Origin of the sequence: Brucella sp. IR068 (assembly GCF_049065885.1) — a bacterium.
GTDB classification, from domain to species: domain Bacteria; phylum Pseudomonadota; class Alphaproteobacteria; order Rhizobiales; family Rhizobiaceae; genus Brucella; species Brucella intermedia.
In genome coordinates, this window is the sequence record NZ_JBAKHE010000008.1 from 58,122 (window position 1) to 80,549 (window position 22,428).

Sequence of the window (22,428 nt, forward strand, 5' to 3'; positions counted from 1 at the left end):
ATTATGCGGCTCGTTTCATTCTCCGCCAAAGGCTATCGCTCGCTGCGTTCCGTCCGTGTCGATCTCGGGCAGGTAGCGGTTTTTGTGGGCGAGAACGGGGCCGGAAAATCCAATCTCTACCGCGCACTGCAACTGGTGAAGGCGGCCGCCGAGGGCAATTTCTCAACCGAAATCGTGCGTGAGGGCGGGATGCAATCGGCGATGTGGGGCGGAAACCGCCGCAAGCACGAACCGGCGCGCATCATTCTGGAAGCCCATTTCGAGGATGAAAGACTGGCATCGCGACTTGCCTATAGCGTCGAGGCGGGATTGCCGCCGCCGGTTTCGGGCGCCTTTCCCTTCGAGCCGCAGATCAAGGAAGAAAATCTCAGCCTTGATACGGGGCGCCGCCCCGTCGACCTGATGGACCGGCGCGGGCCCGTTGTCTTCGCACGGGACGGGGAAGGGCGGCGCATGGAACATCCCGCACGCTTGCTGACTTCCGAAAGCGGGCTGGCGGTGCTGGGACAATCCGGCCATTATCCGGAGATCGGTGATTTGGCCGCGCAGATGCGAAGCTGGCGCTTTTATCATGGCTTTCGAAGCGACCGCGATGCACCGGCGCGTCAGCCCTCCATCGCCGCGACCGCTGCCATGCTGGACGAGGACGGCGGCAATCTTGCCTCGGTCTTCGCGACGCTGGCCCATATCCGGCAGGATACGGTCGATCTGGATCGACTGGTGGCCGATGCGCTGGATGGTGCGGCGCTGGATATTCCCTTTCCGGGCGAGACGGCGACGTTCGGCCTGAATTTTCCGGCCTTTCCACATCGCATGTTCCGGGCCGGAGAATTGTCCGATGGGCAGATCCGCATGCTGGCGCTGGCCGGTGCGCTGCTTTCCTATCGCCTGCCGCCGCTGATCGCGCTCAACGAACCGGAGGCGAGCCTGCATCCCGATATGCTTCCCTCGCTTGCCCGCATGATCGCCCAGGCATCGGAGCGCAGCCAGATATGGGTGGTGACGCATTCCGCCACACTTGCAAGCGCCATTGCAGAGCAATGCGGCGCGCGGCCGATCCGGGTGAGCAAGCAGGACGGGGAAACCGTGCTGGAATAAAAAAGCGGGCCGATGGCCCGCCTTTCACGCGTCTGAAAAGTTCGCCGATCAGGCGATCTTCTGGCCGGTTTTCGCCCAATCGGCGAGGAAGGTTTCGAGGCCCTTGTCGGTCAGCGGATGCTTGACCAGTGCCTTGAGCGTTGCCGGTGGTGCGGTCACGACATCGGCGCCGATGAGGGCTGCTTCCTTGACGTGATTGACGGTACGAACCGAAGCGGCAAGAATTTCGGTGCGGAAATCGTAATTGTCATAAATCGTGCGGATTTCGGCAATCAGTTCCATGCCGTTGATGCCGGTATCGTCGAGGCGGCCAATGAACGGCGAAATGAAGGTCGCGCCGGCCTTTGCCGCCAGAAGCGCCTGATTGGCCGAGAAGCACAGCGTCATGTTGACCTTGTGACCTTCGGAAGACAAGGCCTTGCAGGCTTTCAGTCCGTCCAGCGTTACAGGCAGCTTGATGCAGATATTGTCGGCGATCTTGGAGATGACGGCTGCTTCCTTCATCATCTGCTCATATTCCGTCGCGGCAACCTCGGCGGAAACCGGGCCCTTGACGATGTTGCAGATTTCCTTGGTCACTTCGATAATGTCCCGACCCGACTTCAGGATGAGGGACGGGTTGGTGGTCACGCCATCGACCAGCCCAAGGTCATTGAGCTCGCGGATTTCCTTGACGTCCGCAGTGTCCACGAAAAACTTCATAACAGCGTTCCTCCATAATGAGCGCGGGTGGATTTGAGGAATTTAAAACCATTTAATTCCCGGAAGGTGGCTTTTCTTTAGCGCAAAGCCGCGCCAAGGTCACGCGATCATGTCGAAAGATTCGCACGATATTGCAAACCCGATTTCTGGTCTGTTTCCGGAGCTCGCGCCACGGGTGGTTCCCGTGCTCGTGCCCATGCCCGCGGAGCGGCCTTACTCATATATGGTTCCGGCGGGTATGAACGTCCAGCCCGGATCGATCGTGCGCGTGCCGCTTGGACCGCGTGAGGTGGCGGGGATCGTCTGCGAGGGTGAAACCGATGCGGTCGATGCCAGAAAATTGCGGGAAATTTCCGAGGTCTTCGATTGTCCGCCGGTGGGCGCCGACATGCTGCGCTTCATGCGCTGGGCAGCGGACTATACGCTGTCGCCGCCCGGCATGGTGGCGCGCATGGTCCTGCGCGTGCCGGCTGCATTCGATCCCGAGCCATCGGTGCCGGGCCTTCGTTATTCCGGCAGCGAGCCGGAGCGCATGACCGACGCCCGGTCGCGGGTGATGGAGCTTGCCCGCGACGGGCTTGCCTGGACCAGATCCGGGCTTGCCCATGCGGCGGGTGTCTCGATGACGGTCGTGGATGGGCTGAAGGCGCAAGGCGTTTTCGAGGAAGTCATGCTGCCGCCGCCAGCCGTGGTGGCAAGGCCGGATATCGACTATGCGCGCGCCACGCTTTCGGAAGACCAGCAGGCGGCGGCTGAAATGCTGTCGGAAGCGGTTGAAGCAGGCGGTTTCTCGGTTTCGCTTCTCGACGGCGTAACCGGTTCGGGCAAAACGGAAGTTTATTTCGAAGCGGTCGCCAAGGCGATCGAGCAGGGCAGGCAGGTGCTGATTCTCCTGCCCGAAATCGCGCTGACCCAGCAGTTTCTCGACCGTTTCCATGACCGGTTCGGGGCAAAGCCCGCCGAATGGCATTCCGACCTTGCGCCGCGCACCCGCGAGCGCGTCTGGCGGCAGATCGCGGAAGGGACCGTCCGGGTTGTGGCGGGCGCACGGTCGGCGCTTTTCCTGCCCTTCAAGGAACTGGGGCTGATCGTCGTCGATGAAGAACATGATCCGGCCTACAAGCAGGAGGACCGGGTTTTCTACAATGCCCGCGACATGGCGGTGGTGCGCGGCCATATCAGCGGCTTTCCGGTGGTTCTGGCGTCGGCCACGCCCTCCATCGAAAGCCAGGTCAATGCGGAGCAGGGCCGCTACAAGCGAATCAAGCTCTACGGGCGCTATGCGGAAGCGGCGCTGCCCGACCTGAAGACCATTGACATGCGGCGTTCTCCGCCGCCGCCGGGCCGGTTTCTGTCGCCCGCACTGACCGAAGCTGTCGGCAAGACGGTGGAGCGCGGCGAACAGGCGCTTTTGTTCCTCAACCGGCGCGGCTATGCGCCCCTGACGCTGTGCCGGGTCTGCGGCCACCGCTTCCAGTGCCCGCAATGCTCGAGCTGGCTGGTGGAGCACCGCTTTCGCGGGCAGCTCATGTGTCACCAGTGCGGCTATCACGAGCCGGTTCCGCAGGCCTGTCCCGAATGCGGCACGCTGGATCATCTGGTCGCCTGCGGTCCCGGCGTGGAACGCATTGCCGAGGAAGTGGCGGCGACCTTCGACAAGGCGCGAATCATCGTTCTTTCGTCTGATATGGCGGGAGGCGTGAAGCGGCTCAGGCTGGAACTCGACGCTATCGCAAAAGGCGAGGCGGATATCGTGATCGGCACCCAGCTTGTCGCCAAGGGGCACAATTTTCCCAACATGACGCTGGTAGGAGTGGTGGATGCCGATCTGGGGCTCGCCAATGGCGACCCGCGCGCCGCAGAGCGTACCTTCCAGCTGCTCAATCAGGTGACGGGCCGCGCCGGGCGAACCGGGCGCAAGAGCCTCGGCCTTCTCCAGACCTATCAACCTGACCACCCGGTGATGCGGGCCATAGTCAGCGGCGACGCGGAGGCGTTCTACGCCCGCGAAATCGAGGAACGCGAGCGTAGCGCGCTGCCGCCCTACGGACGGCTTGCGGCGCTGATCATTTCCGCCGACAACCGGCCCGACGCTGAAAACCATGCGCGGGCGCTGCGCCGCGCCGCACCTTCCTCCCCGGAGGTTTCAGTGCTTGGGCCTGCCGAAGCGCCGCTTGCGCTGGTGCGCGGAAGGCATCGTTTCCGCATTCTGGTGCACGGGACAAAACGCGCCGATATTCAAGGGTTTATCCGTGCCTTGCTTGCCAACGGGCCGAAGGAAAAAGGCTCGATCAGGGTGCAGGTGGATATCGATCCGCAAAGCTTCCTGTAGAGCGCATCCGGAAAAGTGGGAACCGGTTTTCGGATAGGATGCGCGATAACAAACAGATAGAGCATTTCCAACGAGGCATGAAAAACAGGACAAGCTCTAACCAGAATCCGAACAGCCTGCACAGGATGGAACGTGACGCCAAATTCCGTTATATGGCCTGAAACGACGAGGGTGCCGAAAGGGGAAATGCGATGGAATTCTATCTTCCTGCCACGACCGGAGAATGGCTCGCCTGGGGCTCTGCGGCCCTGACGGCGCTGGCCGGTCTTGTCATGCTTTTTGCGCCCGGCATAACCATGAAGCTGCTGCGGCTTCAGCCGATCAATGGCCGTCCCGAAGGTTACGGCTCCATCCGCGCGACGCTCGCCGGTCCCTATTTGGGCGTGGGGCTCGGATGCCTCATCTTCGCGCAGCCCTTTCTTTGGGTCGTTCTGGGCGCCGTGTGGGGATTCGCGCTGTTCGGACGCTTCATTTCGATGATGTCCGATGCGGGCGGGCGCAGGGGCGGACCGACCGGCGGGCGCTTCTATGGCAGCCTGGCGGCACTGGTCGAATTCGTGCTGGCCGCCGGTCCGCTGCTCTACGCATTCGGCTTCATTTCCTGAGCGGAACCGGACGGGTTTTGCACGTCAGGCGTGCAGGCTGTGTGAGGGAAGAGTGCATCGCCCAAGCAGATGCGACTTTTTTGACCGCGAAAGGCGGCAAATCTTACACAAATGTGCCGGATTCGCGTGTTGCGAGTCCTGTTCGTCTATGCTAGACGGCAATCACATTTCGGTGTTGATGTGCTCGCGCGTCAGTGGTTTTCCGGAAACATTCAATAAAATCATCGGCTTGGCGTCCTGAGCAAGATTGGACCCCAAAAGGATGGTTTCAACGTAGAGAGCAGGTTGTTCGTGGCTGAAACGTCTTCGCTCATTTCAGGTGTCGCACAGCGTTACGCCGGATCTCTTTTCGAGCTCGCGCTCGACGCGAAATCCGTTGCAGCTGTGGAAAAAGATCTTGACCGTTTCGAGGCGCTTCTGAGCGGAAGCGAAGACCTCAAGCGACTGATCTCCAGTCCGGTATTTTCCTCGGAAGATCAGCTTCACGCCATCGGCGCTCTCGCCGACAAGGCGGGCATCAAGGGTCTGGTCGGAAATTTCCTGCGCGTCGTCGCGCGGAACCGCCGTCTTTTCGCCCTGCCGGGCATCATTGCCGCTTTCCGCAAGATTGCTGCCGAGCATCGTGGCGAAATCTCCGCCGATGTCGTCTCCGCGCACGAACTGAGTGCGGCGCAGCAGAACGAATTGAAGGCAACGCTTAAGGGCGTGGCCGGCAAGGACGTGACGATCAATGTCACCGTCGATCCGTCGATCCTCGGCGGTCTTATCGTCAAGATGGGTTCGCGTCAGATCGACACGTCCCTTCGCACTAAACTTTCTTCTCTCAAGCTTGCACTGAAAGAGGTCGGCTGATGGACATCCGCGCCGCGGAAATTTCCGCTATCCTGAAAGAGCAAATCAAGAACTTCGGCAAGGAGGCTGAGGTCTCCGAGGTCGGTCAGGTTCTGTCCGTTGGCGACGGTATCGCCCGCGTCTATGGTCTGGACAATGTTCAGGCCGGTGAAATGGTCGAATTCCCCGGTGGCATTCGCGGCATGGCGCTGAACCTTGAAAGCGACAATGTCGGCGTCGTTATCTTCGGTGCCGACCGCGACATCAAGGAAGGCGACGTCGTCAAGCGTACCGGCGCAATCGTTGACGTTCCGGTCGGTCCGGAACTGCTCGGCCGCGTTGTCGATGCTCTCGGCAATCCGATCGACGGCAAGGGCCCGATCAAGGCCAAGGAACGTCGCCGCGTCGACGTCAAGGCGCCTGGCATCATCCCGCGCAAGTCGGTTCACGAGCCGATGTCGACCGGCCTCAAGGCCATCGACGCCCTGATCCCGGTTGGCCGCGGCCAGCGCGAGCTGGTCATCGGTGACCGTCAGACCGGCAAGACCGCCATCATCCTCGACACCTTCCTGAACCAGAAGCCGATTCACGATAACGGCCCGGACAAGGACAAGCTGTACTGCGTCTACGTCGCTGTCGGCCAGAAGCGTTCGACCGTTGCCCAGTTCGTCAAGGTTCTCGAAGAGCGCGGCGCTCTGGAATATTCGATCGTTATCGCGGCTACCGCTTCCGATCCGGCTCCGATGCAGTACCTCGCACCGTTTGCGGGCTGCGCGATGGGCGAATATTTCCGTGACAACGGCCAGCACGCCCTCATCGGCTATGACGATCTGTCCAAGCAGGCCGTTGCTTATCGTCAGATGTCGCTTCTGCTGCGTCGTCCTCCGGGCCGCGAAGCTTATCCGGGCGACGTTTTCTACCTGCACTCCCGTCTTCTCGAACGCGCTGCAAAGCTCAACGACGAAAACGGCGCTGGCTCGCTGACGGCTCTGCCGGTCATCGAAACGCAGGGCAACGACGTTTCCGCCTTCATTCCGACCAACGTGATCTCGATCACCGACGGCCAGATCTTCCTCGAAACCAACCTGTTCTATCAGGGTATCCGTCCGGCTGTTAACGTCGGTCTGTCGGTTTCGCGTGTTGGTTCCTCGGCCCAGATCAAGGCCATGAAGCAGGTTGCCGGTTCGATCAAGGGCGAGCTCGCCCAGTATCGTGAAATGGCTGCCTTCGCACAGTTCGGTTCCGACCTTGACGCTGCGACGCAGCGCCTTCTGAACCGCGGTGCTCGCCTGACCGAACTCCTGAAGCAGCCGCAGTTCTCGCCGCTGAAGACGGAAGAGCAGGTTGCCGTGATTTTCGCCGGTGTTAACGGCTATCTCGACAAGCTTGCCGTCAGCCAGGTTGGCAAGTTTGAAGAAGGTCTTCTCGCTTCGCTGCGCACCGAGCACAAGGATGTGCTCGATGGCATCCGCAACGAGAAAGCCATTACCGATGACCTCAAGGCCAAGCTCAAGGCAGCGATCGACGCTTTCGCCAAGTCCTTTGCCTGAAACTTGTGACGGGATGAACGGATGCCTTCACTAAAGGATCTGAGAAACCGTATCGCCTCGGTCAAGGCGACGCAGAAAATCACCAAGGCGATGCAAATGGTCGCCGCGGCGAAGCTGCGCCGTGCCCAGGAAGCTGCGGAAGCCGCAAGGCCTTACTCGCAGCGCATGGGCGCCGTTCTCGCGAATATCGCGCAGAACGTCACCGGCGAAGATGCGCCGGCCCTGATGGCCGGTACGGGCAAGGACGACGTGCATCTGCTCGTCGTCTGCACCGCAGAACGTGGCCTTTGCGGCGGTTTCAACAGCCAGATCGCGCGTCTTGCGCGCGATCATGCCCGCAAGCTCCTCGCTGAAGGCAAGACGGTCAAGATCATCACGGTCGGCAAGAAGGGCGCGGATATTCTGCGTCGCGAATTTGCCAGCCTGCTGGTCGATCATGTCGATCTGCGCGAAGTCAAGCAGCTCGCTTTTGTGCATGCCGACCAGATCGGCCACAAGATCATCAAGCTGTTCGAGGAAGGCGCTTTCGACGTCTGCACGCTGTTCTATTCCGAATTCAAGTCGGTGATCTCCCAGGTTCCGACCGCACAGCAGCTGATCCCGGCTTCGGCTGGCGACAGTGCGGGCGGCGAGACCGCAGGCGATGCGATCTACGAATACGAACCTGATCCCGCGGCGATCCTGTCGACGCTGATCCCGCGCAATATCTCGGTCCAGATTTTCCGTGCTCTGCTGGAAAATGTCGCGGGCGAGATGGGCGCGAAGATGAGCGCGATGGACAATGCGACGCGCAATGCGGGCGACATGATCAACAAGCTGTCGATCACGTACAACCGCCAGCGTCAGGCGCAGATCACCAAGGAACTGATCGAAATCATTTCGGGCGCGGAAGCGCTCTAGAGTTTGGTTTACCGCATGATTTCCCGGAAAGTCTGCAACTTTTCGGGATCATGCTAACGGAAGGTAAGGATCGATGGCAAAAGCAGCGACCCCGAAAACTACCGCCGCGGCCGAAGCAAAGCCAGCGGCGAAGGCGCCTGCCAAGAAAGCGGCGCCCAAGACCACCGCAGCAGCCAAGTCTGCCGCTCCCAAGACTGCGGCCACTGGCACAGTCGGCCACATTACGCAGGTCATCGGCGCTGTCGTCGACGTCAAGTTCCCGGAAGGCCAGCTGCCGCTGATCCTGAACGCGCTTGAAGTCGACAACCAGGGCAACCGCCTGGTTCTCGAAGTCGCCCAGCACCTCGGCGAAGACACCGTGCGCACCATCGCCATGGATGCGACCGAAGGTCTGGTTCGCGGTCAGGAAGCACGCGACACCGGCGAGCCGATCATGGTTCCGGTTGGCGTTGAAACGCTTGGCCGCATCATGAACGTCATCGGTGAGCCGGTCGACGAAGCCGGTCCGATCAAGACCACGGCAACCCGCGCCATCCACCAAAGCGCTCCGGAATATATCGAACAGTCGACCGAAGCCGAAATTCTGGTCACGGGCATCAAGGTCGTTGACCTTCTGGCTCCTTACGCCAAGGGCGGCAAGATTGGCCTCTTCGGCGGTGCAGGCGTTGGCAAGACCGTTCTCATCATGGAACTCATCAACAACGTCGCCAAGGCGCACGGCGGTTACTCCGTGTTCGCAGGCGTCGGTGAGCGTACCCGTGAAGGTAACGACCTTTACCATGAAATGATCGAGTCGGGCGTTAACAAGCTTGGCGGCGGCGAAGGCTCCAAGGCAGCCCTCGTTTACGGTCAGATGAACGAACCCCCGGGTGCCCGCGCTCGCGTTGCCCTTTCCGGTCTGACGGTTGCTGAAAACTTCCGCGACCAGGGTCAGGACGTTCTGTTCTTCGTGGACAACATCTTCCGCTTCACGCAGGCAGGTTCGGAAGTGTCGGCTCTTCTCGGTCGTATTCCTTCCGCTGTGGGCTATCAGCCGACGCTGGCAACCGACATGGGCGCCATGCAGGAACGCATCACCACCACGACCAAGGGTTCGATCACCTCGGTTCAGGCGATTTACGTCCCTGCCGACGACTTGACCGACCCGGCGCCAGCCACCTCGTTCGCCCACCTGGACGCAACGACCGTTCTGTCGCGCTCGATCGCTGAAAAGGGTATCTACCCGGCTGTTGACCCGCTCGACTCCACGTCGCGCATGCTCGACCCGAAAGTCGTTGGTGACGAACACTACGCCGTCGCCCGTCAGGTTCAGTCGATCCTGCAGCGCTACAAGGCCCTTCAGGACATCATCGCGATCCTGGGCATGGACGAACTGTCTGAAGAAGACAAGCTCACCGTCGCCCGCGCCCGCAAGATCGAACGCTTCCTCTCGCAGCCGTTCTTCGTGGCCGAAGTCTTCACCGGTTCGCCGGGCAAGCTGGTCGATCTCGCCGACACCATCAAGGGCTTCAAGGGCCTTTGCGCTGGCGATTACGATCATCTTCCGGAAGCTGCCTTCTACATGGTCGGCAGCATCGAGGAAGCACTCGAGAAGGCCAAGAAGCTGGCAGCAGAAGCTGCTTGATGAATTGAATTTCCCGGTGGGCCGCAAGGCCCGCCGTGAAAGCCAATCATTTTGTTTAAGCATGACCTTTCCGAAAACCGGTTTAATTTTCGGAACCGTGCTTTTGAATTCAAGTGAGAACCATGGCTCAAGCTTTCCAATTCGAACTCGTGTCGCCTGAACGGCTCCTGCTTTCCGCGCAGGTGACGGAAGTCGTCATTCCGGGTAGCGAAGGCTATCTGACGGCTCTCGCCGGTCATTCGCCGCTGATGACGACGATCATGCCGGGTGTCGTTTCGGTGAAGCTTGCCGACGGCAAGTCCGACTCCTACGTGGTCTTCGGCGGTTTCGCTGATATCACCCCGCAGAGCTGCACCGTTCTGGCTGAATCGGCCACCCATGTGGACGATATCAATCCGGCAGACATCCAGCGCCGCATCGAGGAAGCCCGCAAGCATCTGGAAGATGCCTCGACCAACGAGCATCGCACCAAGGCGGAAATCTTCCTGCACCAGCTGATGACGCTGCAGGGAACGATCATGCCGGCGTGATCGGCTGCAATCCTGTCGTTTTCGGGAAAGCGGGCTTGTGCCCGCTTTTTCTTTTTCAGATCACCGGCCCGGCAGTGAATTTGTTCGCAGAACTGTCATATTGGCGTTAAATCCCATCACGCTTGCGTGAGTTCAGGAAGTTCGCTTGAAAATGGTTCGGCAGCGATCTATCCAAGTTCGCAATCATTAGTTTACTAATATATAAGGCGATTGGCATGGATACGGCGGACCTCAGAGCTGAAATGATTGATGCCATGGCGAAGGTTAATCGCAGGCTTCGCACTGTCTTCGACGCCCGGGTGAAGGAGCGGGGCCTGACATTGGCCCGTGCGCGCACCCTGCTTGCGCTGATGGAACAGGAAGGTCTTTACCAGAAGGAACTGGCGGAAGCGCTGGAAATCGAGAATGCGACCATGGTTCGCCTGCTCGATGGGCTGGAGCGGCAATCCTTCATCGAACGGCAGACGGTCCAGGGCGACCGTCGCGCCAAGCGCGTCGTCATGACGGCAGAAGGCAAGATTCTGGCCGAGCAGGTCGTGAAGCTCGCCGGAGACGTGCGCGAAGACCTTCTCGAGGGCGTTAGCGACGAGGAGCTGAACATCGCGCTCAACGTGCTTCGCAAGATGTCGGATTCGATGAACAAATCCCATTAATGTTGCCAGTCTCAACAATGACCGGAAGCCGAAGCGACAGCTTCGGCTTTTTCTTTGGCTGATTACGGTTTCGTGAGCTGGCGTCTCGAAATTGAACCTGCCGCGCCATCTTTCCGTCGCAGCCGAATGATCCGCTGGACGCGGTCATCGTGGAAATTGTGGTGGGCGCGGAAAGTGTGATGGGAGCGTTCGAGATGCGTCATCCATCTCAGGCTGTCGTGGGGTTGTGCGCGGTGCTTGCGGTCGCGGCGGTGCAGGCAAAGGATATGGCGCGCGGGACACGGCATGCCTATGCCCAGGCCTTGAATGACGTGAATACCGATGACGGGCTGATCTTTGATACAGCTTCAGCTGCTGCCGTGGATGTGCGGAGCAATGAGCGGTCTCGTCGGTCTTCGCGGGCGCGCTGAACCCCGGGTGCCGGAAATCAGGGGGCGAGCGTCCGCAGATAGGCCATGAGTTCGCTGGCCGTGTCGCTCGCCCGTTCCGGTTGGCGTGAAACGATCGCTTCAATCAATGTTGCGTGGGCATTGGCCGAACCAGCTATGCCGCTCGATGGGCGGAGCCGGTACCAGAAGCGGCGGCTGTGGCTCTGCAAGGGAGCGGCGATACGGGCGGCGTAGGGGTTGCTCGCAGCCGCACCCAGAACGATGTCGAATGCCTTGTCGGCATCCAGAAACAGTGCGACATCTTCATCGGGAATTGCCTGCCGCATGGCTGCTGCCGCCGCTTCGAGCCGTTCATAGTCGCGCGGGCTGCCAAAGCGCGCCGCATCGCGCGCCAAAACGCGCTCGACGCCTTCGCGCGCATCCAGCACCTTGATGAAATCCTTCGGGTCGATTGCCGCGATGGCAATGCCTGAACGCGGGCGCACTTCCACAAGGCCCTCCCAGGCGAGCCGTTGAATGGCCTCGCGCATGGGCGTGCGGCCCATGCCGGTCAGCTCAATCAGCGTGCGCTCGTTGACGACCGTCCCCGGTTCCAGTTCCAGCGTGACGATAGACCGTTCCAGAATGCGATAGGCCTGCTCGGCGAGGCTTTCGCTACCCCAGCTGTCCATGGTGGCCAGCGGCATGTTTGCCGGGCTCCGCGTCAGCCTGTCTCGAACGTTCGTTTCTTCCATGCCGTTCATGCCTTGTGGTTACGACGATTGACATAGTTCAATCCTATAGATATATCTCTGATATATCAATAAGAGGCGATTTGCATTGTCGATCCCTAACTTGGCCTTTGTGGCTTTTTCAAGCGATGGCAAACTTTCAGCACACCGTCATTCCAAAAAATCGATGGACAGAAATCGCGTGCTGGCGTTGAACATGGCGATTGCCGATTGGCCGAAGCGACGGTCTCTGCCGGTTTTTCGGCAAGACACAAGGCAAAGTTGAATCCGGTGGGGAGCCGTATACGATGAAATCTGATCCGCAGGGTCAGCACGATGTTCTGATTATTGGCGGCGGTATTGTCGGCGTCGCCACTGCGGCCTTGCTTGCCGAGGCGGGGCGTCAGGTTCTGGTTATCGACAGAACCGGCATTTGCGAGGAAACCAGCTCGGGCAATGCCGCGGCGCTTGCTTTCTCCGATATTCTTCCGCTCGCCTCCAAGGGTGTCATGCGCAAGGTGCCGGGCTGGCTGATGGACCCGCTCGGGCCGTTTACGATCCGTCCCTCCTATTTTCCAAAAATGGTGCCCTGGCTTTATCGGTTCTGGCGCGCCAGCAGCGCGGATGCTTTGGCAAGAACCGCGATTGCGCAGGCCGACATCATGCGGCTTGCCGGCAGCGAGATGATGGGCCTGATCGACAGGGCGGGCCTGCGCGATCGCTTGCGCGAAAACGGCAACCTGGAACTTTATGAGAGCGAAGCCGAGCTTGCGGCCTCGCAGCCCGGCTGGGATGTTCGCGAAAATGCCGGAATCGCCTATGAACACGTGCGGGGTGATCGGCTAGCCGAATTGCAGCCGGGCCTGAGCCCGCGTTTCGTAGCTGGAACTTTCGTTCCGGGCTGGAAGAATGTCAGCGATCCGAAGCTGTTCGGCAAGGCGATCTGGGCGTATGCGGAAAGCAGGGGCGCACGCTTCCTTCAGGCAAAGGTCGCGGATGCAAGGCCGGGCAATGGTGGGGCGAGCGTCCGTCTCGTCGACGGGACCGAAATTTGGGCGGCGCACCTTGTCCTGATGGCCGGTGCCTGGTCACGTGATCTCGCCAAAGGCTTTGGCGATGCAGTGCCGCTCGACACGGAACGCGGTTACAATACGACCCTGCCGGTCGGCAGTTTCGATGTGAAGCGTCAGCTGACTTTCCCCGGCCACGGTTTCGTCATCACGCCGATGGAAACGGGCCTGCGTGTCGGCGGGGCCGTGGAATTCGGCGGGCTCGACCTGCCGCCCAATTTCGCGCGGTCCGAAGCCATGCTAAAGAAGGCTTCCATGTTTCTGCCGGGCCTGCGCACGGAAGGCGGGCGGCAATGGATGGGCTATCGGCCATCCATGCCGGACTCCGTTCCGGTCATCGGCCGGGCCTCGGGGGGCGGCAACATCTATTACGGCTTCGGCCATGGCCATCTTGGCCTCACGCAGTCGGCGGCGACCGGGCGGCTTATCCGCGATCTCGTCACGGGTGCCGCGCCGGCAATCGACATCGAACCTTTCAAGCCACAACGTTTTCGGAACTGACCATCATGGCAAGACATTCCTTCTTCTGCGTCGACGGACATACCTGCGGCAATCCGGTGCGTCTGGTGGCCGGCGGTGGGCCGAAGCTCGAAGGTTCGACCATGATGGAAAAGCGCGCGCATTTTCTGGCGGAATATGACTGGATTCGCACGGGGCTTATGTTCGAGCCGCGCGGCCACGACATGATGTCCGGCTCCATTCTCTACCCGCCCACGCGGCCTGATTGCGATGTGGCGGTGCTTTTCATCGAAACGTCCGGCTGCCTGCCGATGTGCGGCCACGGCACCATCGGCACCGTCACGATGGCGATAGAGCAGGGGCTGGTAACGCCGAAGACGCCGGGCAAGCTCAATCTCGATACGCCTGCCGGTCTGGTGGCCATCGAGTATGAGCAGAACGGCCAGTATGTCGAGCGTGTTCGTCTCACCAATGTCCCGGCCTTCCTTTATGCCGAAGGGCTTGAAGTCGAATGTCCCGACCTTGGAAGCCTCAAGGTCGACGTGGCCTATGGCGGCAATTTCTACGCCATTGTCGAGCCGCAAGAAAATTACACGGACATGGAAGATTATTCCGCGTTGCAGCTGATCGCCTGGAGTCCCGTCCTGCGCCAGCGGCTGAACGAGAAGTACAAGTTCCAGCATCCGCTGCTGCCTGACATCAACCGTCTGAGCCATATTCTATGGACCGGTAAGGCCAAGCATCCGGAAGCGCATGCCCGCAATGCAGTCTTTTATGGCGACAAGGCAATCGACCGTTCGCCCTGCGGAACCGGTACGTCTGCGCGCATGGCGCAGCTGGCTGCCAAGGGCAAGCTCAAGCCGGGCGACGAGTTCGTGCATGAATCCATCATCGGATCGCTTTTCCATGGCCGCGTGGAGCGCGCTGCGGAAGTCGCCGGGCGTCCTGCAATCGTGCCGTCAATCGCCGGTTGGGCGCGCATGACTGGCTACAACACGATCTTCATCGACGATCGCGATCCCTTTGCACACGGGTTCACAGTCGCGTAGGGTCTATTGGGGAAACAGGTTTGGCGCTTGGTATGGGTGAAAATTCTCCGGTTCGGGAACCAAATCCAGCTCAGCCGCGCTTGCAGGCTGGCGCCCCAAAGACCATAAAGTGGGTACGGTCGGTAATTTTCTTAACGACCTCCCTATTTTTTGGCTTTCCGGTCGTGCAAAAAATGTGGAATAAGGCGCCCAGGGTAGGAGAAAAAAACATATACAGGACGTTTGTTAGGGGACATAACTAGTTTGTGGAAGGATGATGCCCTTAGTCTTTTGTCGGAGACAAAAGGGGCTTGCATTCCTCTATACAGCCGTTAGGTGTAAATAGCCGGGAATAAAATGAAGGCGCACGAAATAAAGATGCGTCAAAAAAACCCCGGACGGTAAAATGGGTGGCTTCTCGATGGAATATTTCTTCCAGCAGGTGATCAACGGGCTCGCGCTCGGCTCGATCTATGGCCTGATCGCCATCGGCTATACGATGGTCTATGGCATTATCGGCATGATCAACTTTGCTCATGGCGATGTCTTCATGCTCGGCGCCTTCATGGCGCTGATTGTTTTTCTCATCATCACAACATTCATCGGTGCCTTGCCGATTGCGCTGATGCTTCTTCTGATGATGATCGTCGCCATGCTGCTGACAGGCTTGTGGAGCTGGACGATCGAACGCGTGGCCTACAGGCCGTTGCGCGGTTCGTTCCGCCTCGCGCCGTTGATCACGGCTATCGGCATGTCGATTGCCTTGTCGAATTTCGTTCAGGTTACGCAAGGCCCGCGTAACAAGCCGGTGCCTCAGCTTCTGAACGGCTCCTTCAATCTCTTCGGTACGAATGTGACGATTTCGCTGAAGCAGATCGTTGTCATCGTGGTAACCGCGGTGCTGCTGACGATCTTCTGGTATATCGTCAACCGCACCTCGCTCGGCCGTGCGCAGCGCGCCTGCGAGCAGGATCGAAAGATGGCGGCGCTTCTCGGCATCAATGTCGATCGCGTCATTTCGCTCACCTTCGTGATGGGTGCCATGCTCGCGGCGGTGGCCGGTACGCTCTACCTCTCCTTCTATGGCGTGATTTCCTTTGCCGACGGCTTCATCCCCGGCGTCAAGGCGTTCACGGCAGCGGTTCTGGGCGGTATCGGATCGCTTCCTGGCGCTGTGGTCGGTGGCCTGCTCATCGGTCTCATCGAAGCGTTGTGGTCGGCCTATTTCTCGATCGATTACAAGGACGTTGCCGCGTTCTCGATCCTCGCCATCGTGCTGATCTTCATGCCGTCCGGCATTCTTGGCCGTCCTGAAGTCGAAAAGGTTTAATCATGGCTGCACAGTCGAGTTCACGCCCGGATTCCCTTTTTGGCCGGGCCATTCGTGAAGGGTTCTTCGCCGGTCTTCTGGCGCTGGGCCTCTTCTGCCTCATCATCGGTTTCAAGACCGATCAGAACATCAACAATGAACTGGTGCTGCAACAGCGCTGGGGTGCGCTGGCCGTCATCGTCGTGCTGGCCGCCATTGGCCGTTTCCTGTTCGTTGCCTTTACTCAGCCCTGGCTGGAGGCGCGCAAGCTTGCCAAGAGCAAGCAGCCTGCCGTTGCGGTCGAAAGCCCGTCTTTCGTGCGCCGCCACTTCTCGCGCCTCGGCGTCGCCTTCCTTTTTGTCTATCCGATCCTGATCGTGGCCTTCCTCGGCTGGCAGGGATCGCTCAAATGGGTCGACAATTTCGGCGTCCAGATCCTCATCTATGTGATGCTGGCCTGGGGCCTCAACATCGTGGTGGGCCTCGCCGGTCTTCTCGATCTGGGTTACGTGGCCTTCTATGCAGTGGGCGCTTATTCCTACGCTCTGCTGTCATCCTATTTCGGCCTGTCCTTCTGGATGCTGCTGCCGATAGCGGGCATTCTGGCGGCGACATGGGGCGTCATCCTTGGCTTCCCGGTTCTGCGTCTGCGCGGTGACTATCTCGCCATCGTGACGCTGGCATTCGGTGAAATCATCCGTCTGGTGCTCATCAACTGGACGGATGTTACTCGCGGCACCTTCGGCGTTTCCGGCATTGCCAAGGCAACCTTCTTCGGCCTGCCTTTCAATGCCAGCAAGGACGGTTTTGCAGCCTATTTCGGCCTTACCTTCTCGGCCGCGCACTACAAGTTCTTCCTCTATTACGTCATCCTTCTGCTGGCGCTCCTGACGGCCTGGGTCACCATCCGCCTGCGCCGCATGCCGGTTGGCCGTGCATGGGAAGCGCTGCGCGAAGACGAAATCGCCTGCCGTTCGCTCGGCATCAACACCACCACGACCAAGCTCACGGCCTTTGCCACGGGCGCGATGTTCGGTGGTTTCGCCGGTTCCTTCTTTGCGGCGCGCCAGGGCTTCGTCAGCCCGGAATCCTTCGTGTTCCTTGAATCCGCCGTCATTCTGGCCATTGTCGTTCTCGGCGGCATGGGCTCGCTGGTCGGTATTGCCATTGCGGCGATCGTCATGATCGGCGGCACGGAAATCCTGCGTGAAATGGGCTTCCTGAAAGCTGTCTTCGGACCGGATTTCACGCCGGAACTCTACCGCATGCTCATCTTCGGTCTTGCCATGGTCGTAGTCATGGTCTGGAAGCCGCGCGGTTTCGTCGGAAGTCGAGAACCGAGTGCATTCCTGCATGAGAAGAAGATGGTGTCGGGTGCCTTTACCAAGGAAGGGCACGGCTGATGGCGGAGATTAGCACTATGTCTGGCACTATGTCCGGCAACACTCGGAAAGACACCATCCTTCAGGTCGAGCATCTCTCGATGCGCTTCGGCGGCCTCGTCGCCATCAACGATCTGAGCTTCAATGTGACGCGCGGGGATATCACTGCGATCATCGGCCCCAACGGTGCAGGCAAGACCACGGTCTTCAACTGCATCACCGGCTTCTACAAGCCCACGGGCGGGATGCTGACGATGAACCGGAAGACGGGCGACAAGTTCCTGCTGGAACGCCTGCCCGACTTCCAGATCACCAAGCAAGCCAAGGTCGCGCGTACGTTCCAGAACATCCGCCTGTTCTCGGGCCTCACCGTTCTGGAAAACCTGCTCGTTGCGCAGCACAACACGCTGATGCGCTCTTCCGGCTATACGATCCTCGGCCTGCTGGGGCTGCCGGGCTACAAGTCGGCGGCGAAGGAAGCGGTTGAAAAGGCGCGTTACTGGCTGGAAAAGATCAACCTGATCGACCGTGCGGACGATCCGGCAGGCGATCTGCCCTATGGCGATCAGCGCCGTCTGGAAATCGCCCGCGCCATGTGCACCGAGCCGGAAATCCTCTGCCTCGATGAACCTGCCGCCGGTCTCAATCCGCGCGAATCGGCGGAGCTCAACAAGCTTCTCCTCGATATCCGCAAGGAAACCGGCACGTCGATCCTGCTGATCGAGCATGACATGTCGGTCGTCATGGAAATCTCCGATCATGTGATCGTGCTGGAATACGGCACCAAGATTTCCGATGGCGCGCCGGAAGAGGTCAAGAACGATCCGCGTGTTATTGCCGCCTATCTCGGCGTCGATGACGAGGAAATCGCCGAACTCATCGAAGAGGCGGACAAGCCCGGTGTGGTCGATCCGGCGCATCTGGTCGCCGCCCAGCTTGCCGAGGAAGCCATCGAGGAGGAAATTGCCGAAGAGAAGGGCGAAACGCCTTCCGCAGGCGTTGACGCAACCGATGATCCGACCGGCGACAAGACTGCTCCCGTGAAGGCTGCTCAGGGTGAGGCTGCCAAGGGTGGTGCGAAACGCGCCAAAGCCCCGGCAAAAGCCTCAACAAAAACTCCGGGCAAGCCCAGGAAGGGAGGCGAATGATGCAGGCTGAAACCATGCAGAAAAAGCAACCGCTTCTGGCCGTCGAGAAGGTTGAAACCTATTACGGCAATATTTGCGCCTTGAAGGGCATCGACCTGACTGTCGACGAGGGCGAGATCGTGGCGCTGATCGGCGCAAACGGCGCCGGCAAATCGACGCTGATGATGACGATCTTCGGCTCGCCGAAGGCGCGTACCGGCCGCATCCTGTTCAATGGCAAGGATATCACGTCCATGCCGCCGCACGAGATCGCCAAGCTGCGCATCGCGCAGTCGCCGGAAGGCCGTCGCATCTTCCCGCGCATGACTGTTCTGGAAAATCTCCAGATGGGCGCAAGCCTCGACAATCAGCAATATTTCGATGAAGACGTAAAGCTGATGTTCGACCTGTTCCCACGCCTGAAGGAGCGTATCAACCAGCGCGGCGGCACGCTTTCGGGCGGTGAACAGCAGATGCTGGCGATCGCCCGCGCACTGATGGCGCGTCCGAAGCTCCTGCTTCTGGACGAACCGTCGCTCGGTCTGGCGCCGCTGATCGTGAAGCAGATTTTCGAGGCGATCAAGGAACTGAACCGCACGCAGGGGCTGACGGTATTCCTCGTCGAGCAGAACGCATTCGGTGCGCTGAAGCTCGCAGACCGCGGTTATGTGATGGTCAACGGCTCGATCACCATGAGCGGCGCAGGCCGCGAACTGCTGGCCGATCCGGAAGTCCGTGCCGCCTATCTCGAAGGCGGAAGGCACTAGGAGGAAATCATGCAAGGTATTCTCTACGAAGAACCGTCATTCTGGTTGTTTTTCCTCATCACCTGTCTGCTTGGCGGCTGGGCTGCCTGGATGACGGGGCGTGCCTGTGCTTCGACCTGGCGCACCTATCCGCAGCTGCTGATCTATCTGATCCCGCTCGGCGCTGCCGTGCGTTTCATCCACTTCGCACTGTTCGAGGGGACGCTTCTTTCGTTCCACTACTATCTGGTGGACACGATCGTCCTGATGATTATCGGCACGGTCGGCTTTCGCTACACCCGCACCAAGCAAATGGTGCGGCAGTATGGCTGGCTTTATGAGAAAGCTTCGCCACTGAGCTGGAAGGCAAAATAATTTCAAAGCTTCGCCGTCATGCGGCGAAGCTTTTTTACAAGATCACGTTGACAGTAATAAGATTCAGCGTAGATATTGCTGAGTAATCAGCAAGAAAATAAGGCGATGCAAAACATCGTTCGGGGTAAATACAATGATGGGAGTTCCAACAATGAAGAAATCACTTTTGGCAGGTGTTGCTCTTGCAGCAGTAATGTCTTTCGGGGGCTCGGCTTGGGCTGATGTAATTCTGGGTATCGGTGCACCCTTGACCGGCCCGAACGCCGTTTATGGCGCACAGATCCAGAAGGGGGCGGAAGCCGCCATCAAGGAAGTCAACGATGCGGGCGGTATCAATGGCGAGAAAATAACGATCTCGCTCGGCGATGACGTTTCGGATCCGAAGCAGGGCATTTCGGTTGCCAACAAGTTCGCAGCCGACGGCGTGAAATATGTCATCGGTCACTTCAACTCGGGCGTTTCGATCCCGGCTTCGGAAGTCTATGCCGAAAACGGCATTCTCGAAATCTCGCCTGCCGCGACCAATCCGGTCTATACCGAGCGCCAACTGTGGAACACGTTCCGCACCTGCGGCCGCGACGACCAGCAGGGCATCGTGGCTGGCCAGTACATCTTCGACCATTTCAAGGATGCGAAGATCGCCGTCATTCACGACAAGACCCCATACGGTCAGGGCCTTGCCGACGAAACCAAGAAGAAGCTCAACGAGCTTGGCACCAAGGAAGCCCTCTATGAAGGCGTCAACGTTGGTGAGAAGGACTTCTCCGCTCTGATCGCCAAGCTCAAGCAGGCAGGCGTGACGGTGGTTTACTGGGGCGGCCTGCATCCGGAAGCCGGTCTCATCATTCGCCAGATGGCCGATCAGGGCGTGAAGGCCCAGTTCATCTCGGGCGACGGTATCGTTTCCAACGAGCTGGCTTCGATTGCCGGTCCGGCCGTCGAAGGCACGCTCAACACCTTCGGTCCCGATCCGCGCAACAATCCGAACAATGCCGAACTGGTGAAGAAGTTCCGCGACGCCGGTTTCGAGCCTGAAGCCTACACGCTCTATTCCTATGCGGCGGTTCAGTCGCTGGCGCAGGCCGCAAAAGCTGCCGGCAGCAACGACCCGCAGGAAATCGCCAAGGCGCTGAAAGAAAAGGGCCCGTTCAAGACCGTGCTCGGCGACCTGTCCTATGACGAAAAGGGCGATCCGAAGCTCCCAGGTTACGTCATGTACAAGTGGGAAAAGGGTGCTGACGGAAAATATACTTACGTTCAGCAGTAAGTTACGCTTATATTCTTTCTCGATCAGTGGAAATGCCCGGCTTTATGCCGGGCATTTTCGTTTGCGGCGCTCTGTTCCGCATAAAGTCATGCGTGAAACGCAGAATATAGACGAAATCATTACTTTACTTTCAGCCTGAAAGGGAATCTATCTACAATTGCATCCAGATGTAGGGCGATTCTCTATGCCTGGTCTTGCAATCTGGTGGGAGGACCAGTTTCGACGCGGGCATTTCGAAGCCCAGATAGCGTTCCAAAGGCTGATGCCGGTCTCCCATTCGAATATCAGGTTGTGCGCGGTGCTTCGCTGTGGCTGCGCAGGCCTGCAAAAACGGCGGTCGTCCGATCGGATTGGAACGCCGCTCTGAATGACTATTTTGATGCGCGTTCCGGGAACGGTCAAACTTCCGGGATGCGTTTAGTGGGAGCAACTGAAATGAAGAAATCCTTATTCTGCGGCGTCTGCCTCTCGGCACTGGTTGCAATGGGCGGCGTATCGTTTGCCGATATCCAGCTCGGCGTCGGCGCACCGCTGACCGGCAGCCAGGCGGCTTTCGGCGAGCAGATCAAGCGCGGTGTCGAAGCGGCAGTCGCAGAAGCCAATGCCAAGGGCGGCATGAATGGCGAGCAGATCACGATCGTCTACGGCGACGACGCTGCTGATCCGAAGCAGGGCATTTCGGTTGCCAACAAGTTCGTCGGCGACGGCGTCCAGTTCGTCATCGGTCACTTCAATTCCGGCGTCAGCATTCCGACTTCGGACATCTATGCCGAAAATGGCGTGCTGATGATTGCGCCCGGCACCACCAACCCGACCTTCACCGAGCGCGAATTGTGGAACACGTTCCGCACCTGCCGTCGCGATGACAAGCAGGGAATTGTTGCCGGCAAGTACATGGCCGACAATTACAAGGACGGCAAAGTCGCGATCCTTCACGACAAAACGCCTTATGGTCAGGGCCTTGCCGACGAGACCAAGAAGTCGCTTAACGAAAGCGGCATGAAGGAAACGCTCTATGAAGGCGTGAACCAGGGCGACAAGGATTTCTCGGCGCTCATCTCCAAGATGAAGGCTGCCGGAATCACCGCAGTTTACTGGGGGGGCATGCACCCGGAAGCCGGCCTGCTCATTCGCCAGATGGCTGATCAGGGCCTCAAGGCCCAGTTCATTTCCGGCGACGGCATCGTGTCCAACGAACTCGCCTCGATTGCCGGTGATGCGGTGGCTGGCGTGATGAACACCTTCGGTCCCGATCCGCGCGACGACAAGTCGAATGCCGATCTGATCAAGACTTTCCGCGACAAGGGCTTCGAACCGGAAGCCTATACTTTCTACGCCTATGCGGGCGTGCAGTCGCTGGTCAATGCCGCCAATGCAGCCGGAAGCAACGATCCGCAGGAAGTTGCGACCGCGATGAAGGAAAAGGGACCGTTCAAGACCGTGCTGGGCGACATCACCTTCGACGCAAAGGGCGATCCGAGCCTTTCGCCCTATGTGATGTTTGAATGGCGCAAGGGCGAAGACGGCAAGTATAATTACTTCCAGAAGTAATGGAGCATTTCCAGCAAAAGCGCGAAGCGGTTTTGCGTCGGAAGAACACAGATGCTTAGAGCGGTTCTGATGATTGCTTCATATAGGAGCCGCTCTTTTGCCTGATATATTAGCATAATATGCTGCAAAATTCATCAATCTGCCCGGCTTTTGGTCGGGCATTTTGTTTTTATCTCCCGGTTGCACAGTT

General features: G+C 59.2%; 21 protein-coding genes. 19 read left to right on the forward strand and 2 right to left on the reverse strand.

The genetic code is table 11. From position 1 onward, the window contains the following. Positions 1 to 3: 3 nt before the first annotated feature. Positions 4 to 1,098, forward strand: coding sequence for an AAA family ATPase (locus ACOWVS_RS14665; RefSeq protein ID WP_063620174.1), 1,095 nt, complete (start codon positions 4 to 6; stop codon positions 1,096 to 1,098). Positions 1,099 to 1,146: 48 nt separating this feature from the next. On the opposite strand, the gene fsa is transcribed toward ACOWVS_RS14665, so the two are convergent. Further along, a complete protein-coding gene (fsa, locus tag ACOWVS_RS14670; RefSeq protein WP_006467816.1) occupies positions 1,147 to 1,800 on the reverse strand; it encodes a fructose-6-phosphate aldolase in 654 nt (217 codons plus the stop codon). 109 nt (positions 1,801 to 1,909) lie between these two features. On the opposite strand from fsa, the gene ACOWVS_RS14675 reads away from it, so the two are divergent. The 9 genes from ACOWVS_RS14675 (at position 1,910) to ACOWVS_RS14715 (ending at position 11,235) form a co-directional block, all read left to right on the forward strand. Beyond that, positions 1,910 to 4,132, forward strand: a complete 2,223-nt coding sequence (locus ACOWVS_RS14675; protein ID WP_075042048.1) for a primosomal protein N' — start codon at positions 1,910 to 1,912, stop codon at positions 4,130 to 4,132. Positions 4,133 to 4,323: 191 nt separating this feature from the next. Beyond that, positions 4,324 to 4,737 carry a hypothetical protein gene (locus tag ACOWVS_RS14680; protein ID WP_006467814.1) on the forward strand — a complete coding sequence of 138 codons (414 nt, stop codon included), beginning with the start codon at positions 4,324 to 4,326 and terminating at the stop codon, positions 4,735 to 4,737. Positions 4,738 to 5,028: 291 nt separating this feature from the next. Further along, entirely contained in the window at positions 5,029 to 5,589 is a 561-nt protein-coding gene (locus ACOWVS_RS14685; RefSeq protein WP_031347290.1) for a F0F1 ATP synthase subunit delta, read from the forward strand. Then, positions 5,589 to 7,118, forward strand: a complete 1,530-nt coding sequence (atpA, locus tag ACOWVS_RS14690; protein WP_006467811.1) for a F0F1 ATP synthase subunit alpha — start codon at positions 5,589 to 5,591, stop codon at positions 7,116 to 7,118. Before ACOWVS_RS14685 ends, atpA begins: the two co-directional genes overlap by 1 nt. Positions 7,119 to 7,139: 21 nt before the next feature. Further along, a complete protein-coding gene (locus tag ACOWVS_RS14695) occupies positions 7,140 to 8,018 on the forward strand; it encodes a F0F1 ATP synthase subunit gamma (RefSeq protein WP_006467810.1) in 879 nt (292 codons plus the stop codon). Between the two features lie 73 nt (positions 8,019 to 8,091). Continuing rightward, positions 8,092 to 9,642 (forward strand): F0F1 ATP synthase subunit beta, encoded by a 1,551-nt coding sequence (gene atpD, locus ACOWVS_RS14700; RefSeq protein WP_006467809.1) that lies wholly within the window; start codon positions 8,092 to 8,094, stop codon positions 9,640 to 9,642. A gap of 122 nt (positions 9,643 to 9,764) precedes the next feature. Next, positions 9,765 to 10,172: a F0F1 ATP synthase subunit epsilon gene (locus ACOWVS_RS14705; protein WP_006471254.1), complete on the forward strand. Its 408-nt coding sequence runs from the start codon at positions 9,765 to 9,767 to the stop codon at positions 10,170 to 10,172. Between the two features lie 215 nt (positions 10,173 to 10,387). Then, positions 10,388 to 10,825, forward strand: a complete 438-nt coding sequence (locus tag ACOWVS_RS14710) for a MarR family winged helix-turn-helix transcriptional regulator (protein ID WP_006467807.1) — start codon at positions 10,388 to 10,390, stop codon at positions 10,823 to 10,825. Between the two features lie 194 nt (positions 10,826 to 11,019). Further along, entirely contained in the window at positions 11,020 to 11,235 is a 216-nt protein-coding gene (locus tag ACOWVS_RS14715) for a hypothetical protein (RefSeq protein ID WP_245670765.1), read from the forward strand. 17 nt (positions 11,236 to 11,252) lie between these two features. Here the strand turns inward: ACOWVS_RS14715 and ACOWVS_RS14720 are convergent, their stop codons facing one another. After that, on the reverse strand, positions 11,253 to 11,948 hold the full coding sequence (locus ACOWVS_RS14720; protein ID WP_063620198.1) for a GntR family transcriptional regulator: 696 nt from the start codon (positions 11,946 to 11,948) through the stop codon (positions 11,253 to 11,255). A gap of 284 nt (positions 11,949 to 12,232) precedes the next feature. On the opposite strand from ACOWVS_RS14720, the gene ACOWVS_RS14725 reads away from it, so the two are divergent. The 9 genes from ACOWVS_RS14725 (at position 12,233) to ACOWVS_RS14765 (ending at position 22,238) form a co-directional block, all read left to right on the forward strand. Further along, a complete protein-coding gene (locus ACOWVS_RS14725) occupies positions 12,233 to 13,495 on the forward strand; it encodes an NAD(P)/FAD-dependent oxidoreductase (RefSeq protein ID WP_075042069.1) in 1,263 nt (420 codons plus the stop codon). Between the two features lie 5 nt (positions 13,496 to 13,500). Next, positions 13,501 to 14,502, forward strand: a complete 1,002-nt coding sequence (locus ACOWVS_RS14730) for a 4-hydroxyproline epimerase (RefSeq protein ID WP_075042047.1) — start codon at positions 13,501 to 13,503, stop codon at positions 14,500 to 14,502. 400 nt (positions 14,503 to 14,902) lie between these two features. Further along, on the forward strand, positions 14,903 to 15,811 hold the full coding sequence (locus ACOWVS_RS14735) for a branched-chain amino acid ABC transporter permease (protein ID WP_006471258.1): 909 nt from the start codon (positions 14,903 to 14,905) through the stop codon (positions 15,809 to 15,811). 2 nt (positions 15,812 to 15,813) lie between these two features. Further along, entirely contained in the window at positions 15,814 to 17,193 is a 1,380-nt protein-coding gene (gene livM, locus ACOWVS_RS14740) for a high-affinity branched-chain amino acid ABC transporter permease LivM (protein ID WP_063620169.1), read from the forward strand. A 29-nt stretch (positions 17,194 to 17,222) separates the two neighbouring features. Beyond that, the gene (locus ACOWVS_RS14745) at positions 17,223 to 18,320 is read left to right on the forward strand and encodes an ABC transporter ATP-binding protein (RefSeq protein ID WP_063620168.1); all 1,098 of its coding nucleotides are present in this window, start codon (positions 17,223 to 17,225) and stop codon (positions 18,318 to 18,320) included. Further along, positions 18,320 to 19,066, forward strand: coding sequence for an ABC transporter ATP-binding protein (locus ACOWVS_RS14750; RefSeq protein WP_031347285.1), 747 nt, complete (start codon positions 18,320 to 18,322; stop codon positions 19,064 to 19,066). The genes ACOWVS_RS14745 and ACOWVS_RS14750 overlap by 1 nt, the downstream gene beginning before the upstream one ends. Before the next feature lie 9 nt (positions 19,067 to 19,075). Beyond that, on the forward strand, positions 19,076 to 19,420 hold the full coding sequence (locus tag ACOWVS_RS14755; RefSeq protein WP_006467798.1) for a DUF6867 family protein: 345 nt from the start codon (positions 19,076 to 19,078) through the stop codon (positions 19,418 to 19,420). A gap of 151 nt (positions 19,421 to 19,571) precedes the next feature. Next, positions 19,572 to 20,687 (forward strand): branched-chain amino acid ABC transporter substrate-binding protein, encoded by a 1,116-nt coding sequence (locus tag ACOWVS_RS14760; protein ID WP_006471261.1) that lies wholly within the window; start codon positions 19,572 to 19,574, stop codon positions 20,685 to 20,687. A 435-nt stretch (positions 20,688 to 21,122) separates the two neighbouring features. Further along, positions 21,123 to 22,238: a branched-chain amino acid ABC transporter substrate-binding protein gene (locus tag ACOWVS_RS14765; protein ID WP_021588053.1), complete on the forward strand. Its 1,116-nt coding sequence runs from the start codon at positions 21,123 to 21,125 to the stop codon at positions 22,236 to 22,238. Positions 22,239 to 22,428: the final 190 nt, after the last annotated feature.